This is a genomic window from Blautia obeum ATCC 29174 (assembly GCF_025147765.1).
Taxonomy (GTDB): Bacteria; Bacillota; Clostridia; order Lachnospirales; family Lachnospiraceae; genus Blautia_A; species Blautia_A obeum.
In genome coordinates this window covers 780,076-798,807 of sequence record NZ_CP102265.1, presented here as the reverse complement: position 1 = coordinate 798,807, position 18,732 = coordinate 780,076, and the positions used below count along the sequence as shown (strand labels likewise).

Here is an 18,732-nt window from a genome sequence, read left to right as displayed (position 1 = left end):
ATCAAAATTACGTAATTGTTTTATCCTATTGTCTGTTTGCGCAGATCCACGTCCAGATTTCGGGCATTGTCATAATCAATTCCGTCCGGGAAGAAATCAGAGCCATCACTCTTTACATAGTGGTAACCTGAATCATCACTCATGACTGTAGCACCTTCACCTGCACTGTAAACGTCTGCATAATAACCACAGGTAAACGTTTCATTTCCATTCAGATCATACATGACTTTCTTATCATCCCAGTAAGTGATCAGTACTTCTTTTGCTAGCTGAAAATCATTGGTCTCTATCGGTTCTCCAATTTCTGTCATATTCTCTATATTGATCAGACCTACATAATCTTTGTCATTTTTTCCATAGATTTTTACAGCGATCACATTTCCCTGCAGTCCGCTGTAATCACAGTTCAGAGAACCGGCATACTGTCCTGTGTATCTCTGAAATGCACTGTTTTGTATGTCATATGCAACCAGTGTTCCTGTAGAATCGCTCAGAAGAATGTAATTTTCTGATTTTCCACGTATGTACCAGCTGGCACCGTCCTCTGTACTGCATTCCTTTGGAATCACGATGTCCTGATATTCGCCCTGATTACTCATCCGTTCTATATGACACATTCCGTCTTCGTCCTGGTAAAGATCCAACACATAACCGCTCTCAAACTGGTCATCTCTGTCTCGCATAAATGATGTATTGTACTGTTGCTTCTGTGCGTTTCCCGTAAAATAAAAGCAAAATGTATCGTTGACTTCATTTTCCATTGTCTGGTAAGAGAAGGCACCATCCCCATGATAGCGGAATGACTCCTGATAACTCTGATCATTGCTGACCGAAAAGCTTACATCCTGTACTTCTGCACCACTTGGATCATAAAAGGTATATTTACAGGTTCCGGCATCATTCCAGTCATTACTGCTGTCTTCTCTGACCCAGGTATATCCGCCGCCATAGCAGACTACCTGATTCTTATCATAATGACTTAAAATATTTCCCTCCGAGTCGATCACGAAGAGGGTGTCATTGATAAAATGCGTCACATATCCATTGTCCAGGCCTGTGTTTTCACTGTAATTTCCAGATTCCAGGGGAATATAAAATTTCATCTTTCCCTCTGTATCAATAAAACCTCGATAGGACATATCTCCGACCCAGAATTTGATCTCGGCCATTCCATTATGGAATGCGCTTGCCTCGTCGATTTTCTCTACATAAGTCCGGATATTATTTTCATAAAACTCTTTTACCTGCTCTTCAAAATCTTTATTCTCATCTTCAGTTTCATTCTTATCCCCATTCAAAGAATAATCTTTACGCTTTGCGGCTTCGATTTCACTTCCCGACCCCAACAGTACTGTGGCCGAGGAAAGAGAAATAAGAAAGATACCCAGGTTTTTTCGTAATTTTTTATTCATAGTTTTTTTCTCCCAGATTATACCAATTCAATTAATCAATACGTAAATTTCGTATTCATTGATTTTCTGCTCCACATACAGTCAACATCATAGGCAAGCAGTTCCGTATCTTCACCATCGTAAAGGTAAAGATCACCATCTGAAATATACAAAAGATTTTTTTCATCCAGACGTAAATAAGCACTGACGTCATCAGCCAGATAACTCATGTTTCCCTTCTTTCCAAGTGTACTGAGTTCATATCCATTATTATTGTATGGACTTGTACTTGCCAAAATCTGTCCATCTTCATAAACAGAAACTGACTGCAAAGTAATATCCTGCGCCAGCAGCGTACTCTTTCCATCTTTGTCAGAATATAAATCAACATAATAGTCATCTGGATTTTCTGTTGTCACATAATAACATTCTGTTTCTGTAGCACTAAGCGTTGTAGATTTCTCTGCTATCGTATCAAAAGCTCCTATTGTATCTCCCTTTATAGACGCAATACCTGTTTTTTCATTTTCGACATTTATATAAACACTGTTTCCTGCAAATGAAATGGATCCCCAGTCTGTATCCATCTGATCTTTGCAGTATTTCGCACCTTCTGTTGACATCTGAAGCTGTTTATCATCAGATAATCTGATAAAATAATTCTGTTTGCCATAATCAATCCAGAACAGTTCTCTTACATCACTGATATCATTAATATCTTCTAATTTAACTTTCTCCTGAACCATATCTTTCGTATTATATATAATAGAGTTGCTTAAACTATACGCCTGCAGGACATCCTTACTAATTACATTGGTTTCTCCGTTTTTGTAGCAATACAATATTTTCAATGGAAATGCATTATTTTCATCTTTAAGCTGTGCACATAAATCTTCCGCAGAATACAATTTGTAGTATCTATCCCATGCTTCGTTATATGCATCCTCGTCTGTCACTGTTTCTGTTTTCTTCCCGAAACATAACTCCTGCCATTCATTTTCATAGCCTTCTCCATAAAGAGCCGCCAGATTTTTCAGTTCATCTTTAATCTCGTCTGTAACCTGAATATATCCATCTTCATTTTCAAGATTTTTATATTTTTTTACAAATGCCTGAAATTCCGCTTCCGGCTGATCCTCCAGATTTTCTCCATCTGGTGTGAACATGGATTCCTTTGTACACGATGTATAAATAGCCTCGTAGTCTTCTAATGTACTGTACTCATCCAGCATCTCGTACTTATCCTGTGTAATCTGATAGTCTTCTTCCACAGGTTCTTTTAATGTATCTATCACATCTGTTCCTTCTACATAATCATACAAACTGAGAGAATCTCCACTATCATCGGTATAATAAATACAGTCATCTTTATATGACAGAACCTCTGAGTTTTTACTGAGCACCTGGAAATCTCGGTCAAATCCGGCAACGCCGACTCCCATATTATCCTCTCCGGAATTCGTACGCACAAAAATATTATCTAAATCATCCGCACAGACCACCCACGCAATATTTGAAGCCAGTTTAATTTTATTATCCGGCTCTTTCGTAGTAACACCAAATAAGGTACAAACCTCACCACTCTCATCATCTTTTCTTGTATAGACAATTCTGCCGTTTTCATCTACCCAGAAATCTGCAGCCTGTTTGGCAATCTTTGTCGTTTCTTCTCCGTTATAATAATAAAGGCTGTCAGATGTATCCTTATAAATTACTTCGTCATCCGAGATCAGTCTATATATATTATAAGTATCCGATATATTTGAACCTATTGTTTCAATATTTTCATAATCACGACTGCCTGAAGAGTTTTTCTTTATCTTATCCCATCTGATTCTGCATAAAGTTCCACCGTTACCATCATAATTATTATAAAAATACAGATACTTTCCACTTGGTGAAAACTGAGTCCGACCTTTAATCGTATATGGTGAGTTCTCAAACACGGCAGTTGATACACCATCCGCGAAATCCACTCCACTGTCTTTTTTCATTTTTGTCAGAAGATTATAAGAACCATCTGACAAATACACACACGGATTATCTGTCTGTGTCAGCCGCGGAACAATATTAACTCCCACCACTACAACTGCCGCACATACTCCGACTGCGACCACAATCTTACCGACCTTCTTGTTGTTACCTTTTTTCTTAGCTTTCGGTGCCTCCGGCTTCATCTTTACATGCTGTACTTCTATTTTCTCTGGTTCAGCCAATGCCTTTGGCTGTTCCAGTTTGGCTCCACAGGCAAAACAGAACTTGGCATCATCCTTGACTGTTGTTCCACATTTTGGGCATTTCATACGCATTTTCCTCCCTGTTTAAATATTTTTCTTATCACTTTATCACATTGAATTAATTATTTTTTATTATAGCATCAGCATCTATTTTATACAAGTTGTACTTGTATTCATATTCTCACCAGTACAGCTTATACAAAGTATAGTTTCGCCTTCTAATGTGTACAAGTTCAGCTTGTATAATATGATTAAATATGAGCCTAGTTGTAAGGGAGAAAAAAATGAATCGTATACGAGAATTACGGGAGGAAAAAAAAATCACACAGATCCGACTCAGTATTGAGTTGGAAGTGTCTCAGGAAACAATAAGCGCATATGAAATGGAAAAATATTATCCCAGTGTAAAATCTCTTATCAAACTGCAAAATATCTTTGGCGTATCTATTGATTATATTCTTGGTCTTTCTGATACCAGATATGAGCGTATTGAAACCAACAGTCTGGCCCAGGATGAAACACGTCTGATCAACCTGTACAGAAAACTGGATTCCCTTGGAAAAGAGCGTATCACTTCTTATTTGGAAGGTTACATTAATGCTCTGGAGGCACAATAGAAGAACCCGGAGGTCATCCCTCCGGGCTCTTCTATTACCATATGCCACATGCTACCAATACATTTCCATACATTTCTCTGCTTCTTCATTGGATAAAGAAAATTCTTCGATAATATTCTTAGTTGTCTCTTCTCTGCTTAATTTAATTTTTTTGCAAGTTTTGATCGTCCCCTTAATCATCCCTTTTTGTTCTGCCTTTTTTTCTAACTCTTCCAATGCACTACACATATTAACCTGACCTCCATTTTGTTCCAATTTCAAAGCATGGTCTATCAGCTTCTGTGACTGTGTAATCGCACCAATCACAACTCCCAGTTCTGATGTAATTTGCATTCTCCCATACACAGTATTTATTTTATCATAATCGCATTCGTATATAGCTCGACTAATATCAAATACTGTATTAACATCCTGATTATGAAACTGGAGTGTTCCACTTGTCCTTAGTTCAATTAAATTCATCTTGTAATCCGATACAAGAGGTCTGATTTTTTCTGGAAGCTCCAACATATCTACCAGACACAAAGGTCCATCCCATGGATGTTCTCCATAATAAACACATAGGCTTACTACTGGATGCAGACGATCTGTTTTTTTCATATTGGAAAGAAATTCATCTGGAGACGCAAAGTTTTTATCTTTACGATTTTTTGCCGCAATTTCCTGATACTCTTTCAAATAAGAGAATGCATCTCCTATCATGTGTCGAAGTGGCATTGCATAATGAATTTTTTCCTGATTTTCTAATCCTCAGATTACGAAATCAATACCATATGCTGTTTTCTTTACAACATCCAATACTTTCTGTACTGTCTCAGCATGACCATTAAATCTTAGAATTGAAGAAACATCTGTGTCCACTTCCAAAAGATCTGCAGGATTTAATACCTGTTCACCTTCAAACAACGCGGCATTAAATAAATCTGCAAAATGATGATTGTCTTTCCAAAAATTCTTTAGTATGGTATCCGGTTTAATTTTATTTTGTTCCACCGTTTGCCATCCTTTCTTTCTATTATCACTATAACATAGGTTCTATTTGATTTGTATCAAAAAATTTATTGGCGAATGAACTAAAATCTTGTGAAAATACTTTTTTCATAAAATATTGAACTCTCGCATCAATTGTTCCATATATTCATCATCTTCTATTATTCTCAACAGGTCATCCAAACGATTCTCATCTAAAAGCTTCGATAGAAGCAGACATATACGTTCAACCTCACGCTCCATATTCTCTACCCCTCACTTCTGCAAGTCCTTCTTTAAATCCTTTTGCATATCCATCATTGAATATCATCTGTCCAATTCTTGTCATCATGTCTTCCTCCTTTTTTCTATTTGTCATTCCCCTTTTTCTTTGGAACTAATTGTACTATATCGAGAGTTTTTTACAACCACAAAATGCCAGCATAAAAAAACGACCTCCAGGATATACTAATCTTCAAGACTTTTTTAAGTCTGAATTTGTATACCATGGAGGTTATTTATGTCAAAAAATTCTTCTACAAAACCAAAGACTCCTACGAACCAGGAGGTCACTGATTCTTATGATTTTCTCTCAAATGCAGCATCTACCCAGGACTGTACTGGGCTGATTCCGTCAGGCCCGGTAAATGAGGATGAGCTGGAATCCTATGAAGCGGTGTATCATTACCAACCACCGAAAATCAAAAATAAATCTAAATCTGATGATAAATGAAAAAGTAACGTAACATCTGAATATATTTTTACTCCACCATTCGACTCTCGTCTGCCTTATATTCAAAGAAATCAAAATCGGCACATTTCTTGTGGAGGACTCGGTCAGCACAGGTGAGGCCTACCATGGTTCCGGTAAATTCGCCGTATTTGCAGTATTCATCGGAGAATCTTGTAGTGTCGAAGATGCGCCCGATCTTCTCATAATTTTCTCCATCATAACTCCACTCGAACCAGGACTTTCTTCCTTCAATATAGAGGCGAAGGTAGATTGGCTTATCCTCTACCGGGATTCTGGTGTTCAGAAATTCTGTCTTAACGCCATTTTCCAGATGAATGATAGACAATGCACTCTGCCCCAGAGTTTCGCTGTAATATTTACGAAGGTTAATATAATTCATGTTATCGTAGTACAGGATCAAGCCCGCACTGTGCTGATGAACTTCCGGCACAAATTCCATCTTTGTGGTAATCCTTGCGTAAACGCTGGTCAGTTTTCTTGCAAGAATGCTAACTTTGTTCAAAGAAGTGCGGGATTCCTGCCCACGAATACGGACATATCCTTTTCTTGCTTTTACATCAGCAAATCTCTGCGGCATAATACGTGGTGAATAATAGAATTTTCCAAGTTCATCACCATCGAAATCATCAAAATCCGGTGTCTTTTCTACCGGATATTCCGGGAGAGAACTTTCTGGCACTTCCAGTTTTGCAAAATTGCTGCCGTCTGCCATGCGGAGCCAGTTATCCTCTGTCCACATCATCTTCTGGATTGCAGTCTCTCTACCAAGAGTACAGCGCAGTTCCGGAACGAACGGTCTGGAGCAGAGATGAACCAGATAAACTTCTCCTGTCGGAAGTTCCACATAACTTCCATGACCAGATTTTTGAAGAATGGAGTCCGGATTATAGTACTTTGGTTTGAGGTGATCCGGATCCTGTCTTTCATAAGATTCTCCCGGTACACTTGTCACGATCGGGTTCTTTGGATCTTTTTCGTATGGTCCCCAGACATTTTGGGAACGTCCCATGGTCACACAGTGGTTGTATCCTGTACCACCCTCAGCGCACATGATGTAATAGTATTCGCCACGTTTTGTCAGATGTGGGGCCTCGATGCAGCCTCTGTCAGTACCACCTCGCCAGATCCGTTTCGGATATCCTACGATCTCCTGTTTTTCAGGTGAGTATTCCACCATGCAGATTGCACCTGGTTTTTCGTATCCTTCTCTCGTCTCCCATTCCAGAGAAACCACATATTTTTTTCCATTTGTATCATGGAATAAAGAGGCATCAAATCCGGAAGAATGAAGATATACTGGCTTACTCCATGGTCCTTTGATATCTTTGGAGCAGATCAGGAAATTGTCCACATCAAAATATCTTGCATTCATGGAATTCATCACCCCATAAACTACATAAAACAGATCTTCTTCCTCGCAATAGGTCAGACACGGAGCCCAGATTCCTTTTGCACTTGGAAGCTTCTTGAGATCTACTTTCTCATCATCGGTTAATACGTGCGTATATAATTCCCAGTTTTTCAGATCTCTGGAATGATATACCGGGATTCCCGGAAACCATTCAAAAGTAGAAACTGCCATATAATAATCATCGCCTTTACGGCAGATACACGGATCCGGGTTGAATCCCGGAAGTATTGGATTCTGTATCATTGCATTCTCCTCCTCTTAGGATATATCGGATTTTATATTATTCCATTGTGATCCAGCCAAAATCAACACTGCGTCCCAGATCCCAGCTGTCCCAGCCGATCCAGCCCGGTGTATTGACAGTATCTGTCAGAAGTTTGTAACTCCAGTAATAATAACCGCTGCCTTTGTTCCATGCTTCAAGCTGAACTTTTGCAAGCGCATTGTAGATTTTCTTCTTTTCTTCGGCACTGACCTTTTCTTCAGTGCTTCCTTCCACACCGTTCAGCACACTCTGTCCGCCTTTTGTATCGCATCCGCAGGCAAGAGAATTAAACAGGCACCATTCTCCGCAGATCACCGGGAAATATTTTTCCATTTCTGTAATCTTTGGCTCTATTTCTTCCTTAACATATTTTACGTAGGCTTCTACTGTCTGTTCGCATCCATCTGCCTCAGCAACCATCAGATACTGATGTGTATCGAGAATAACGTTGGAATATTTTTCTTCCTGCATAAAGTCTTTCCATGCCATCAGTTCAAATCCATCGTGAATGACCACATACTTTTCCTTCGGCATATATTTGCTGATGCGGTCATAGGCATCAAGATAGTATTTTCTGAGAAAATCCATCGTGATCGGTGCAGACCCCCGTGCAAGAACCGGATCTGCCGGTGGATAACGATGTTCAACATCCATAGTTTTCCACATATTTTCTGTAATTGGCTCATTAAGCGGCTGGATTCCCAGAAGACCTTTTCTTGTTCCATAACGCTCTGCCAGTCGCTCCAGTACACTGAGTGCAAATTCGACTTCATCTGGATTCTGTGCCCATTTACAGACACCGCTGAGACCTCCATTATCAAAACCATTCTGGCTCATCGGAACCGTATGAAGATCAATCAGGATTGTCAATCCATATTTTTCCGCCCAGTTAAAAGCTTTATCCAATTCTTCAATGCATCCAATAAATGGCTTTCTGTCACCAAAAATAAAATACGGTACCGGAATTCTCACAGACTCAAGACTCATTTTTTTAATCGTTACAAAATCACGCTCTGTGATATATTCAGAACGGTGGATTTTAATTCTTGCCTCATATACTTCCGGTGAGAGCTGGCGCGGAAGATAGTATTCATCTTCCGCTGTTGTACCCTCAAACAATGCCGGATTCATCCATTTCTCCAGAACCAGCCAATTTCCAAGATTGACTCCCTTGATTTTCATGTTATACAAACCTCCATGATTTCCTATTGGTTATCGTTGAATTATTTACGAGCTTTCAGGTCAGCAAGAATACCGTCAAACTCTTTGTCCAGATGATAGAATTTCATAATGATCAGTCCGCATGCATAAACAGCTATCGGAATCCATACAAAACAGATTCTAATGGATGTCAGTGCAGATGCTGTCTGTGCTGCTGCATTTCCAACGTATCCACCAACTTCCAGAATCACACCGAGCAGTGCAGAACCGATACCGTTACCAATCTTATATCCAAAACTACATGCACTGTTTACAAGACCTTCTGTACGATATCCTGTTTTCCATTCTCCATAGTCAATGGTGTCCGATACCATTGCCCACATGGTTGCACCACCGCAGGCATTTCCGATTCCACGGATGACACTGGAAACTACAATGACTGGCATGAATCCACCTAAGAAATTCAGTACGAGCATTCCAATGATGTCCAGGATAAGTCCCAGTGAAAATACATTTCTTTTACCAAATTTTTTGACCAGCATGGCAATGAAGAACATACCAAGAATCTGTACGATATTGAAGATACCATTAATCGTGCTTACCAGATTTTTGTCTCCAAGGATATCTTTTGCATAATATACGGTTGCTCCGCCGTTTACGGAGTACATCAGGAAGAAAAGTGCCAGCATACCGGTCATCATAATCCAGTATTTGTTCTGGAAAAGAGCCTTGATTCCTGTTACAAACGGAACGTTTTCTTCTACTTTCTGCTCTCCCGCCTCATTTGCTCTTACTCGTTCTTTCGTTCCAAAGAAAGTACAAAGGAATGCCGCGATAGAAACGAAACCAAATACGACAAAGGTTTTTGTCCATGCACTTGCGTTATTTCCGAAGTATTCTACCAGTGGCAGTGTAAATGTATTGATTGTAAGTGTTCCTGCTGTTGCAAGAAGATTTCTGAAAATACTTAATACAGATCTTTCATATGGATCCTGTGTCATTAATGCGTTCAATGCGGAATACGGAACATTGATTGCCGTATAGATAACAGTGGATACCAGGTTATATGTAATAAATACGTAGACCAGCTTCGGTGTGGATGACCAGGAAGCCGGAACCGAAAACATCAGGATGCCTGATATTGCAAATGGGATACACATACGTAGGATCCACGGTCTTGCTTTTCCAAACCTTGAATGAGTACGGTCGACAATAACACCCATGATAATATCACTGATTCCATCAAAAACTCTTGAAATCATCATAATCGTTCCAACTGCCATTGCACTGACTCCAGCATAATCTGTGTAATAGAAAAGCAGGAATGCAGACATTGCAGTGTAAATGATATTACATCCAAAATCTCCGCAACCGTATGCAAAACGTTCAAAAATTTTTCCAAAGGTCAATTTGCTCTTTTGATTCATTGGTTTTCTCCCTCTTATTTATCTTTCTTTTCCTGTTTCTTTTGCTTTTTAACTTGCCATGGCTGTTTCTTATGGTATTATAATAGCATATCGTATATGAGTATATTAGGTATAAAAAGGACTAATACATAGGTCGATATTCTCTTTTTATTCTATTTTGATAGATTAGTAACAATGTGAACGCTATTTGAAATGTAGGGAGAACAGATATTTATGGAAAATAAAGAAATCTCATATGAGATCATAGACTTTTCAGGTGAAACCAATGTACAGTTCCGTACTTCCGTGGATCCCGGAAGTTATATTCCAACACACTGGCACCGCGCCATAGAAATCATTTATATGCAGGAAGGTTCTCTGGATGTCATTGTAGAATCCGAAAGTTTTACAATTTATAAAGGAGACTGTATCCTGGTCAATGGAAATGTCCTGCACTCTACCAAGTGTACTGCGCCAAATACAGCAATTCTTCTGCAGATTCCTCTGAATTTTATGGAAAAATATATTCCCAATCTCGGACAACTTATTTTTCTCTGGGACTATCGAACAGAAGATCCTGTCAAAAAGACCAAACTCATGATGTTAAAAACTACGCTGGAACAACTTCAGGTCATCAATGATATTCAACCGGATGGCTATCTCCTACGTTTTAACAGCCTGATTTTTGAACTTATGTTTCAGCTGTATCATAATTTCAGCGTTCAGGTATTTCCACAGGATATCAACCATAAGAAAAAAGAAATGGACCGGCTGGATCCCGTCCTGAACTATATTGCAGAACATTATAAGGAACCAATCTCCCTGGATGAGATTGCAGACATCGCCTGTCTCCAGACAGGATATTTTTGTCGTTTCTTTAAGAAAAAAATGGGCGTTACTTTTCTGGAATATCAGAATGAATATCGTCTTTCTTTTATCTACAAAGATCTGATCACAACCAGAGATCCTGTGCATGTAATTCTGGAACGACACGGCTTCACCAATTATAAGTTGTTCCGAAGAATGTTTCTGGAACAATTCGGTGATACCCCAACAAAGATACGAAAACAGAGAGAAACCGTATAGTACAGTATAATCAGGAAACCTCCCAGATTGATAAATGAGGACGAATTGGAATCCCATTTCACTCTATCAATGTTTCACAGAATGATACTCTCCCGGATTGCATCCAAATCGCTTACGAAATGCACTGGCAAAACGGCTTGGATTGCTGAATCCCACCATTTCTGTAATCTGTGTCATAGAATACTGTCCACTCTGCACCAGCGAAAAGCTTTTGTTAACACGGTATTCTTCCAGATATCCGGTGATAGTTTTGCCTGTCATTTTTTTGAAAAGGCGGCAGCAGACTTCTCTTGACAAATGCACCTGATCTGCCAGGTCCTGAAGAGAAATTACTTCTGTAAAATGCATATTAAGATAATTCAGCATTTTTTCCAGACGTTCCAGTTCCTGCAGATTTGCCGGGACGAATTTCGTCAATTCCTGTCTGTGCCCATAAAGGATCATAGCAAATGCTTCACACAGAAGTCCCTTGATCTTTAATTCATAGCAGAATCGTTTCCGGTCAAAAGCTTCTTCTACCTGGTTTAATTTCTGCAGAATTTCTTTTCCATTTTCATCAAATCCAGTCAAATAAATACAGGGTATCGCTGAATTTTGCAGAAATGGTTGAAAACATTTTCGCTCAACATCACTTCCAAAATCGCCATACAGAAAGTCTGGTCTTACAAGTATCGTACTGTAACGTACATGTTCATTTCCAGGTGAACTGCAGCTGTGCGGTACATTTCGATTCAGCAGAAATCCCTCTCCCGTTCTGACCCTGTAGCTTTTCTGGTATACCTGAAAGACGGCCTCTCCTTCCCTTATAAGGTTGATTTCGAGATCATTATGCCAGTGAATCGGCACATTTTTGCCCTCAAATGACCAGAGATCATCGTGGTTCACTGTCATCGGAAAATTTTCTGTTCCATGCTTTTCAAGTTCTCTTCTTGCACTGTCTACCAGGATTGTTCTTTTTGCCATTTTACCCTCTCCAGTTTTTATCTGCTTTCATGTCAAAAAATGTTCTTTATCATCATAAATAAATTTGCTGATCTGGTCAATATCTGTATCATAAACAGCAATACCAGAATCGCATTTTACTATCAGTTTCTCTATAATTGGGCGTGCAGTAAAAAACACGCAATAATTCTAAGGAGAATGTTCTTATGTCCAGACCGAAATCAAAAGAAATGGATCTCACTGTCGGAAATCCATTCTGGTCACTGTTAAAATTTGCAATTCCGGTTATTCTCGGAAATCTTTTTCAGCTTTTTTATACACTTGCTGACTCTGTGATCGTCGGCAAAACGCTTGGTGCTGATTCCCTTGCAGCAGTCGGTGCCACCAGTATCATTATCTATTTTGTCTTTTGCTTTATCAATGGTTTTACCGGTGGATTCGGTATCTGCCTTGGCCAACGGTGTGGTGCAAAGGACGAAAAAGGCATGCGCAAAAGTGTTGCTGTATCCACACTGCTCAGTATTATTTTTACCATAGTCCTGGCTCTGATCTGCTGCCTGCTGGCTCACCAGATTCTCAGGTGGATGCAGATTCCGGAGGATATTTCCGGCGAAGCTTACGATTACATGTTTGTCGTTCTTCTCGGAACGGGCGCAACTGTTTTTTATAATATGATCTCCAATATGCTTCGTGCGCTGGGCGACAGTAAAACACCGCTTTATTTTCTGGTGTTTTCTTCTGTTTTGAATATCTTTCTGGATATCCTGTTTATTGTACCATTCCATATGGGTGTTGCCGGTGCTGCCTGGGCTACGATTCTTTCTCAGTTTCTTTCTGCCCTGTTCAGTCTGCTCGTCGGCCTGAAAAACTTCCCGGTACTGCATTTACACCGCGAAGATTTTCATGATATCAGAGGAACCATCAGCCTACATCTGAAAACAGGTTTTCCTATGGGATTTCAGATGTCTGTCATGTGCATCGGGCAGCTTTCCATGCAGACAGTTGTGAATTCTCTTGGTACTGCTGCAGTTGCCGGATATACAGCAGCTTCCAAAGCCGATCAGCTTTCTGTCCTTGTGAATAATGCTATGATGACTGCAATTTCCAACTATGTTGCCCAGAATTTCGGTGCAGGCAAAAGAGAACGGATCCGTCAGGGTGTACGGGCATGTCTGATTCAAACCGAAACTTTTAATCTGATCATGTGTATTGGTATCCTGCTTCTTCGCCACCCGATCGTGCAGATGTTCCTGTCCGATCCGACAAAGGAAATTTACCATTATTCCGATATGTATCTGACCATCGTTGCACCGTTTTACTTTATCCTCGGTCTTCTTGCCGTTTATCGTACTTCCATCCAGAGTATGCAGAACGGACGTGCACCTTTTGCAGCCTGCATGATAGAACTTGTTATGCGTATTGCTGCTACCGTAGGACTTTCCGGTATGATTGGATACACTTCCGTCTGCATTGCCAGCCCTCTTGCCTGGATCGGAGCCTGCTCCCTGCTGATCCCGGTTTACTACAAAATGATGCGTAGAATTTAACCTGCTATTTTTCATCTGCCTCCCTGGCATATTTTGTTGTTACAAGATCCTCATAAGATACACGTTCACTCAGTTCATCAGAATCTTCCAGAATGTCTTCCAAAAGTTCGAAGCTTTCTTTTTCAAAGATAAGATTAGATTTCCAGGTGTCCTGGTCATAGTAACGCTTTACAATGGCCGTGACTGTATCCAGGTCAGTTTCTGCAAACTGCGGAGCGATAACTTCTGCAATTTCTTCTGGTGTATGACTCTGGACATATTCCATGCCTTTCTGAAGGGCATTTGTAAATTTCTGGATGATTTCTGGATTTTTTTCCATATAGCTGGTCTTTGCACTGTAGGAAGTATATGGAACATAACCGGAATCCACACCGAGAGAAGCCACCACATATCCGGCTCCTTCTTTTTCTAGAGCTGTCGCGGATGGCTCAAACTCTACTGTAAAATCTGCAGAAGTATCGCCTGTAAAAGCCGCCGCTGTAGAACCAAAATCAATGCTCTGGTCAATCGTCAGATCTTTCTGTGGATCCAGTCCGTTTTTGCGGAGAATATATTCGAACACCATTTCAGGCATGCCACCTGTCGTCACTAATACCATGTAAATAATCATCTGCTAGCTGTTTCGCAGTGGTTTCTGCTGATACATTCGGCAGATAGTCTTTGGTAAGCTGCGTGATTTCTTCTTTTGACTTTACAATATTGTATGGCTTCAATGGATTATCTGTGGCTTCAAGAATTCCAAGTTCCTTCATCAGCTCAATATATGGAAGGATACTCTGTTTTGTTTTCTTGAATCCCAGATCAGTAATATGCTCTGACAGATATTTTGCAGAAGAAAATCCACGTTCATCCTCAGCAATCAGTTTCATCACAATCGCAATCATGGTATTTTCTCTTCGGTTCATTTCATCAGCAGGACTGTAACTAATCAGATTAGACAAGCCGTATTTCAGTGTAATTTCCGGCATCCCGTCTTCGTCCACTACGATTTTTTCAATCAGAAGTTCAATATCTCTTCGGTCAAGGCTGCCTCCTGCAATGATTTTATCTACCACCTCAAGAGCATTTTTTAGTTTATCCTTTACATCAGGCGTTTCTATGGCAGTTTCATTCAGTTCTTTTATCTGCATTTCCAGACCATGAATCTGAGCAAATAAGTCTTTCTGCATAGAATCATACGTTTCATTGATTAAATCTTCATTTCCTGCAGCGACAGCCAGATCTTTTACTTTTTGGGTAAGCAGAACTTTCAGTTGACTTTTTCGCTCATTGATAGCTGTGTGCAGTTCCTGCCGTTTTTCCGCTATTGTTTTTTTCTCTGCTTCAAAATCCTTTAAATCATAGGTAGAAATAACTTCACAGAGAGCATTTCGACACATCTTGATATAAGTCAGAACATCTTCCATCAGATCATCTTCTTCAATTAAATGTGCCTTGGAGCAATAACGTCTGCCTTTGGTGTTATAAGTGGTACAGATGTAATATTTCCGTTCCTTGCTGGAAGTTTGGCGTTTAATTGGTGTAAGGCGGCTGCCACAGTCTTTACAGAACAGGCAACTGCCAAAAGGATTCGGAATCTCTGAGCCAAGCCACTGCCCCCGGCTTCCCCGATAGTTGGTACGGTTACGTTTTTCCTTTAATTCCTGTACCAACGCAAAGGTAGCCTTATCAATAATTGCCGGGTGATGATTCTCAAAAATACATTGTTCTTCTTTTGGCACACGTTTATCTTTTCCATGAACCGTGTTTCTTGCACGTTTTTTCAGACGAAAGGTACCAATGTAAAAATCATTATCCAAAATCTCTTTTACCATAGCATCTGACCATTTAGAAGCTATCTGTCTTTTGGACAATCTGCCTTCTTCTATTTCACGTTCACGCTGGATCATAGATGGAGTCGGTGCTCCCTGCTCGGTTAGATATGTGGCAATCTTGCGGTAGCCGGAACCGGAAAGATATAAGTCATAAATCTTTTTAATATATTCTGCTTCTTTTGGTACGATTTCCAGAACAGTCTTATCTTTTTCATTGCGGCGATAGCCAAACGGTGCTCTGGTAATCAGTGTTCCCTCTTTCTGTCTGGCTCCTATGGCACGTTTGATTTTCTTACTGGTATCTTTTACATATCGCTCATTAAACCATGTTTTGATACCAATGGTATCGTCACTGGAATCCATAGAATCATAATTATCGTCAATCACCACCAGATGTTTTCCGCGTTCCTGAAATTCGTCCAGAAGCAAAAGAACCTTTGCATTATGTCTACCAAGGCGTGAAAAGTCTTTGACATATACAGTATCAATATCTTTATCCATATCCATCATCATTTGTTGAAATCCCGGTCTGTCAAAAATATAGCCGGAGATACCATCATCTTCATACCAGCGGTCAATAACCACACCATGAGCTGCTGCATACTGGTTGATAATCAGCTTCTGATTTTCTATGGAAACATAATTCCTTTTATCATCGTCTCTGGAAAGACGGACATATCCTGCATTCATAGATGTTCCTTTCTTTAAATGTAAATATAATTATTATGCTCTATGTAATTATATTATATATTTAAAACTGGAAGATGTATATAGAAAAATCTTAAGATTATTAAAAACAGATAGTATTAGACATTTTTGTTGATTGCGGAAACAGGCAGAATTTGATACAATTTTAGAAATAACAATTTGAGGAGGAAATATGGCATCAAGCAAGGAATACTTAGAGTTTATTTTAGGGCAGCTATCTGAGTTAGAAGAAATTACTTATCGAGCTATGATGGGAGAATTTATTATTTATTATCGTGGCAAGATTGTAGGCGGTATCTATGATGATAGATTACTTGTTAAACCAGTAAAATCAGCAATTAATTATATGCCGACAGCTCCGTATGAATTACCCTATGAGGGAGCAAAAGAGATGTTGTTGGTAGATGAAGTTGATAATAAGGAATTTTTGACAGGCTTGTTTCATGCAATGTATGATGAACTGCCAGCCCTAAAACCGAAAAAGAAGAAATAGACAACTTCCTGTTTTGGTAACTGATAAATCGGAAGTTGTCAAGTTTTTCAAACAGCCTCATTGCATAGGAATGCCAAACAGATTATCCTTAAAGTAGGAGGTGGCAGAAATGGCAAACGAAGATAAAAAAGATTTTAATGCTATGTTGCACGATAATAAGGATATGCCCAAATTTCAAATTATTACAGACCAGAAAAGCATTGAAAAATATGGTGGCAGTAAAATGTATTTTGCACCGCCAATCGACTATGACAAAGTAATGAAAAAAATTCCGTATGGTAAAGTGATTACCGTCGGAAAAATACGAGAATACTTTGCAGAGTTAAGTGGTGCAGATTTTACAGAACCCATTACGGCAGGAATTTTTGTTTCTATTGTGGCATGGGCGAGTTATCAGCGTTCAGAAGATGAAACACCTTATTGGAGAACATTAAAAGCGAACGGAGAACTAAATGCTAAATACCCAAATGGTATTGAAGCACAAAAAGAAAAATTAGAAGCAGAAGGACACACCATTATTCAAAAAGGGCGTAAAAATGTACGATATTATGTAAAGGACTATGAAAATTCCCTCTTTGATTTGAAGTAGGCTTTGGAACAATAGATGGTTACGCTTATAAGGATTATTGGACAATTGATAGATAACTTCAGTTTGTATAATTAAAGCACTGGTTAAATCACACATTATCCCAGTGATTTTTGACCAGTGCTTTAATACCATCATGAATATTAGTGTTTGAATCTCCATCCAGAAATGTGACAACCCGAAAGCCGATGTCAGCATATTTCTTGCGTTCCGCTTCAAATTCTTCCTGTGACGGAAAATCGTTACGCCAGAGATAATACGTTGGCTTACGCAAGGCTATCACATCCTTTCTGTTAACTTTTCTATGATTATCATATAAAAAATGGACAGTTTTCGTGTCTGTCCACTTTAAAATCAATTTACCGTTCACGATCTGAATGGGTTAATTGTCCTCTTTTTGCCAGTTCCAGTATTTCTGGTGGAATACGTCCCATCAGCTTCTGGAGATTTTCATAATCGGCTCTGAGTCTGGCATCATCCATTTTCTTTCGTATACTGCTGGACGTTGCTTCTTTTACCTGTCTGCTTAAATCCTGTGTCTGCCTTTTTAATGATACATTATCTGACTTTAAGGAACTAATCGTCTTATCATATTTCCGAACCTGCGTCTGAAAGTTCTCTATTGCAGGAAAAAATTTCTGCAATAGTTCCACAGCTTTATCTGTATTTTTACCAGCATTAAAAATATTTGTACTTTCCAACAGATCAGTGATTTGCTTAGCCTGCCGGGTAAGATGCACTGCTTCTTTAAAAAGTCGTGGTGGAATATGTTCACGTCCGGTCATGCTGGCGACTTCTCCACGTTCCAGATCTGGATATTTTTCTACCATGTGTTTCCAGAACTCGTCCTGCCACCAGGTCAGCTTTTTCTTATTTCCAAGAATCTCTTTTGCACAAAGTCTTCCATCCTGAGTTATCGGGACAAAAGAAAGGTGCATATGTGGAGTTTTCTCGTCCATATGCACCACAGCCGAAAAGATTGTCTCTGAATCCTGATATTTCTTTATAAATTCCAAAGCTGTTTGGAAATACGCTCTGATTTCACTCTTTTTCTTACCTTTGAAAAATTCTGGTGTAGCGGTAATTAGAACTTCAACAACACGTACACTGTCTTTGCGTGTCCGGCATCCGTATTCTTCAATCAGTCGATTCGACTCTGCCCGGTACTTCCCGACTGGTTCAATCAAATGATAATTCAAATTTCCTCGACTGTTGTCTATATCCGGATTACTGGCATATTTTTCTTTTTTCCGTTCATTGTGAGCTTCAATATTGCTGATTTCAGGTCCTTTGTATTTTGCAAATCTTAAAATACCGTATTGTGCTTTTTGCATTTGTACTTCCT

17 protein-coding genes and 1 pseudogene are annotated in these 18,732 nt (G+C 39.4%); 6 read left to right on the top strand and 12 right to left on the bottom strand.

Going from position 1 to position 18,732, the window contains the following annotated elements; all coding sequences use genetic code 11:
• Positions 1 to 20: 20 nt before the first annotated feature.
• Complete coding sequence (locus tag NQ503_RS03750; protein ID WP_005422059.1) at positions 21 to 1,412, bottom strand: hypothetical protein; 1,392 nt, start codon at positions 1,410 to 1,412, stop codon at positions 21 to 23.
• 35 nt (positions 1,413 to 1,447) lie between these two features.
• Positions 1,448 to 3,694: a zinc ribbon domain-containing protein gene (locus tag NQ503_RS03745; RefSeq protein ID WP_044924751.1), complete on the bottom strand. Its 2,247-nt coding sequence runs from the start codon at positions 3,692 to 3,694 to the stop codon at positions 1,448 to 1,450.
• A gap of 218 nt (positions 3,695 to 3,912) precedes the next feature.
• Between NQ503_RS03745 and NQ503_RS03740 the strand changes: the two genes are divergently transcribed.
• Entirely contained in the window at positions 3,913 to 4,245 is a 333-nt protein-coding gene (locus NQ503_RS03740; protein WP_044924754.1) for a helix-turn-helix transcriptional regulator, read from the top strand.
• Positions 4,246 to 4,296: 51 nt separating this feature from the next.
• Here the strand turns inward: NQ503_RS03740 and NQ503_RS03735 are convergent, their stop codons facing one another.
• Positions 4,297 to 4,923, bottom strand: a complete 627-nt coding sequence (locus NQ503_RS03735; protein WP_259893381.1) for an Rpn family recombination-promoting nuclease/putative transposase — start codon at positions 4,921 to 4,923, stop codon at positions 4,297 to 4,299.
• A gap of 72 nt (positions 4,924 to 4,995) precedes the next feature.
• A complete protein-coding gene (locus tag NQ503_RS03730; protein WP_005422066.1) occupies positions 4,996 to 5,238 on the bottom strand; it encodes a hypothetical protein in 243 nt (80 codons plus the stop codon).
• A gap of 496 nt (positions 5,239 to 5,734) precedes the next feature.
• Between NQ503_RS03730 and NQ503_RS03725 the strand changes: the two genes are divergently transcribed.
• A complete protein-coding gene (locus NQ503_RS03725; RefSeq protein WP_005422071.1) occupies positions 5,735 to 5,947 on the top strand; it encodes a hypothetical protein in 213 nt (70 codons plus the stop codon).
• Positions 5,948 to 5,975: 28 nt separating this feature from the next.
• Here NQ503_RS03725 and NQ503_RS03720 read toward each other — a convergent pair whose 3' ends face one another.
• From NQ503_RS03720 to NQ503_RS03710, 3 genes are read right to left on the bottom strand one after another with little or no spacing between them, the layout of a single operon-like run.
• Complete coding sequence (locus NQ503_RS03720) at positions 5,976 to 7,622, bottom strand: glycoside hydrolase family 43 protein (RefSeq protein WP_005422073.1); 1,647 nt, start codon at positions 7,620 to 7,622, stop codon at positions 5,976 to 5,978.
• Between the two features lie 37 nt (positions 7,623 to 7,659).
• Complete coding sequence (locus tag NQ503_RS03715) at positions 7,660 to 8,826, bottom strand: glycoside hydrolase family 5 protein (protein ID WP_005422075.1); 1,167 nt, start codon at positions 8,824 to 8,826, stop codon at positions 7,660 to 7,662.
• A gap of 41 nt (positions 8,827 to 8,867) precedes the next feature.
• Positions 8,868 to 10,232, bottom strand: a complete 1,365-nt coding sequence (locus NQ503_RS03710; protein WP_005422076.1) for an MFS transporter — start codon at positions 10,230 to 10,232, stop codon at positions 8,868 to 8,870.
• A 213-nt stretch (positions 10,233 to 10,445) separates the two neighbouring features.
• On the opposite strand from NQ503_RS03710, the gene NQ503_RS03705 reads away from it, so the two are divergent.
• Positions 10,446 to 11,297: an AraC family transcriptional regulator gene (locus tag NQ503_RS03705; protein ID WP_005422077.1), complete on the top strand. Its 852-nt coding sequence runs from the start codon at positions 10,446 to 10,448 to the stop codon at positions 11,295 to 11,297.
• A gap of 66 nt (positions 11,298 to 11,363) precedes the next feature.
• Here the strand turns inward: NQ503_RS03705 and NQ503_RS03700 are convergent, their stop codons facing one another.
• Complete coding sequence (locus NQ503_RS03700) at positions 11,364 to 12,260, bottom strand: AraC family transcriptional regulator (RefSeq protein ID WP_005422078.1); 897 nt, start codon at positions 12,258 to 12,260, stop codon at positions 11,364 to 11,366.
• A gap of 185 nt (positions 12,261 to 12,445) precedes the next feature.
• On the opposite strand from NQ503_RS03700, the gene NQ503_RS03695 reads away from it, so the two are divergent.
• Positions 12,446 to 13,786 (top strand): MATE family efflux transporter, encoded by a 1,341-nt coding sequence (locus tag NQ503_RS03695; protein WP_005422080.1) that lies wholly within the window; start codon positions 12,446 to 12,448, stop codon positions 13,784 to 13,786.
• Positions 13,787 to 13,790: 4 nt separating this feature from the next.
• Here NQ503_RS03695 and NQ503_RS03690 read toward each other — a convergent pair.
• Positions 13,791 to 14,366: pseudogene (locus tag NQ503_RS03690) on the bottom strand (ABC transporter substrate-binding protein); the annotation flags it as partial.
• A complete protein-coding gene (locus tag NQ503_RS03685; protein ID WP_005422084.1) occupies positions 14,353 to 16,290 on the bottom strand; it encodes a recombinase family protein in 1,938 nt (645 codons plus the stop codon). The gene NQ503_RS03685 and the pseudogene NQ503_RS03690, both read right to left, overlap by 14 nt.
• Positions 16,291 to 16,480: 190 nt before the next feature.
• Here NQ503_RS03685 and NQ503_RS03680 point away from each other — a divergent pair, with 190 nt between their 5' ends.
• Together NQ503_RS03680 and NQ503_RS03675 are read left to right on the top strand one after the other, a co-directional pair.
• Entirely contained in the window at positions 16,481 to 16,801 is a 321-nt protein-coding gene (locus NQ503_RS03680; RefSeq protein WP_005422087.1) for a TfoX/Sxy family protein, read from the top strand.
• Positions 16,802 to 16,910: 109 nt separating this feature from the next.
• Positions 16,911 to 17,390: an MGMT family protein gene (locus NQ503_RS03675; RefSeq protein ID WP_005422089.1), complete on the top strand. Its 480-nt coding sequence runs from the start codon at positions 16,911 to 16,913 to the stop codon at positions 17,388 to 17,390.
• A gap of 88 nt (positions 17,391 to 17,478) precedes the next feature.
• Here the strand turns inward: NQ503_RS03675 and NQ503_RS03670 are convergent, their stop codons facing one another.
• Together NQ503_RS03670 and mobV are read right to left on the bottom strand one after the other, a co-directional pair.
• The gene (locus NQ503_RS03670; RefSeq protein WP_044924790.1) at positions 17,479 to 17,670 is read right to left on the bottom strand and encodes a hypothetical protein; all 192 of its coding nucleotides are present in this window, start codon (positions 17,668 to 17,670) and stop codon (positions 17,479 to 17,481) included.
• A gap of 76 nt (positions 17,671 to 17,746) precedes the next feature.
• On the bottom strand, positions 17,747 to 18,721 hold the full coding sequence (mobV, locus tag NQ503_RS03665; protein ID WP_044924757.1) for a MobV family relaxase: 975 nt from the start codon (positions 18,719 to 18,721) through the stop codon (positions 17,747 to 17,749).
• Positions 18,722 to 18,732 lie beyond the last annotated feature (11 nt).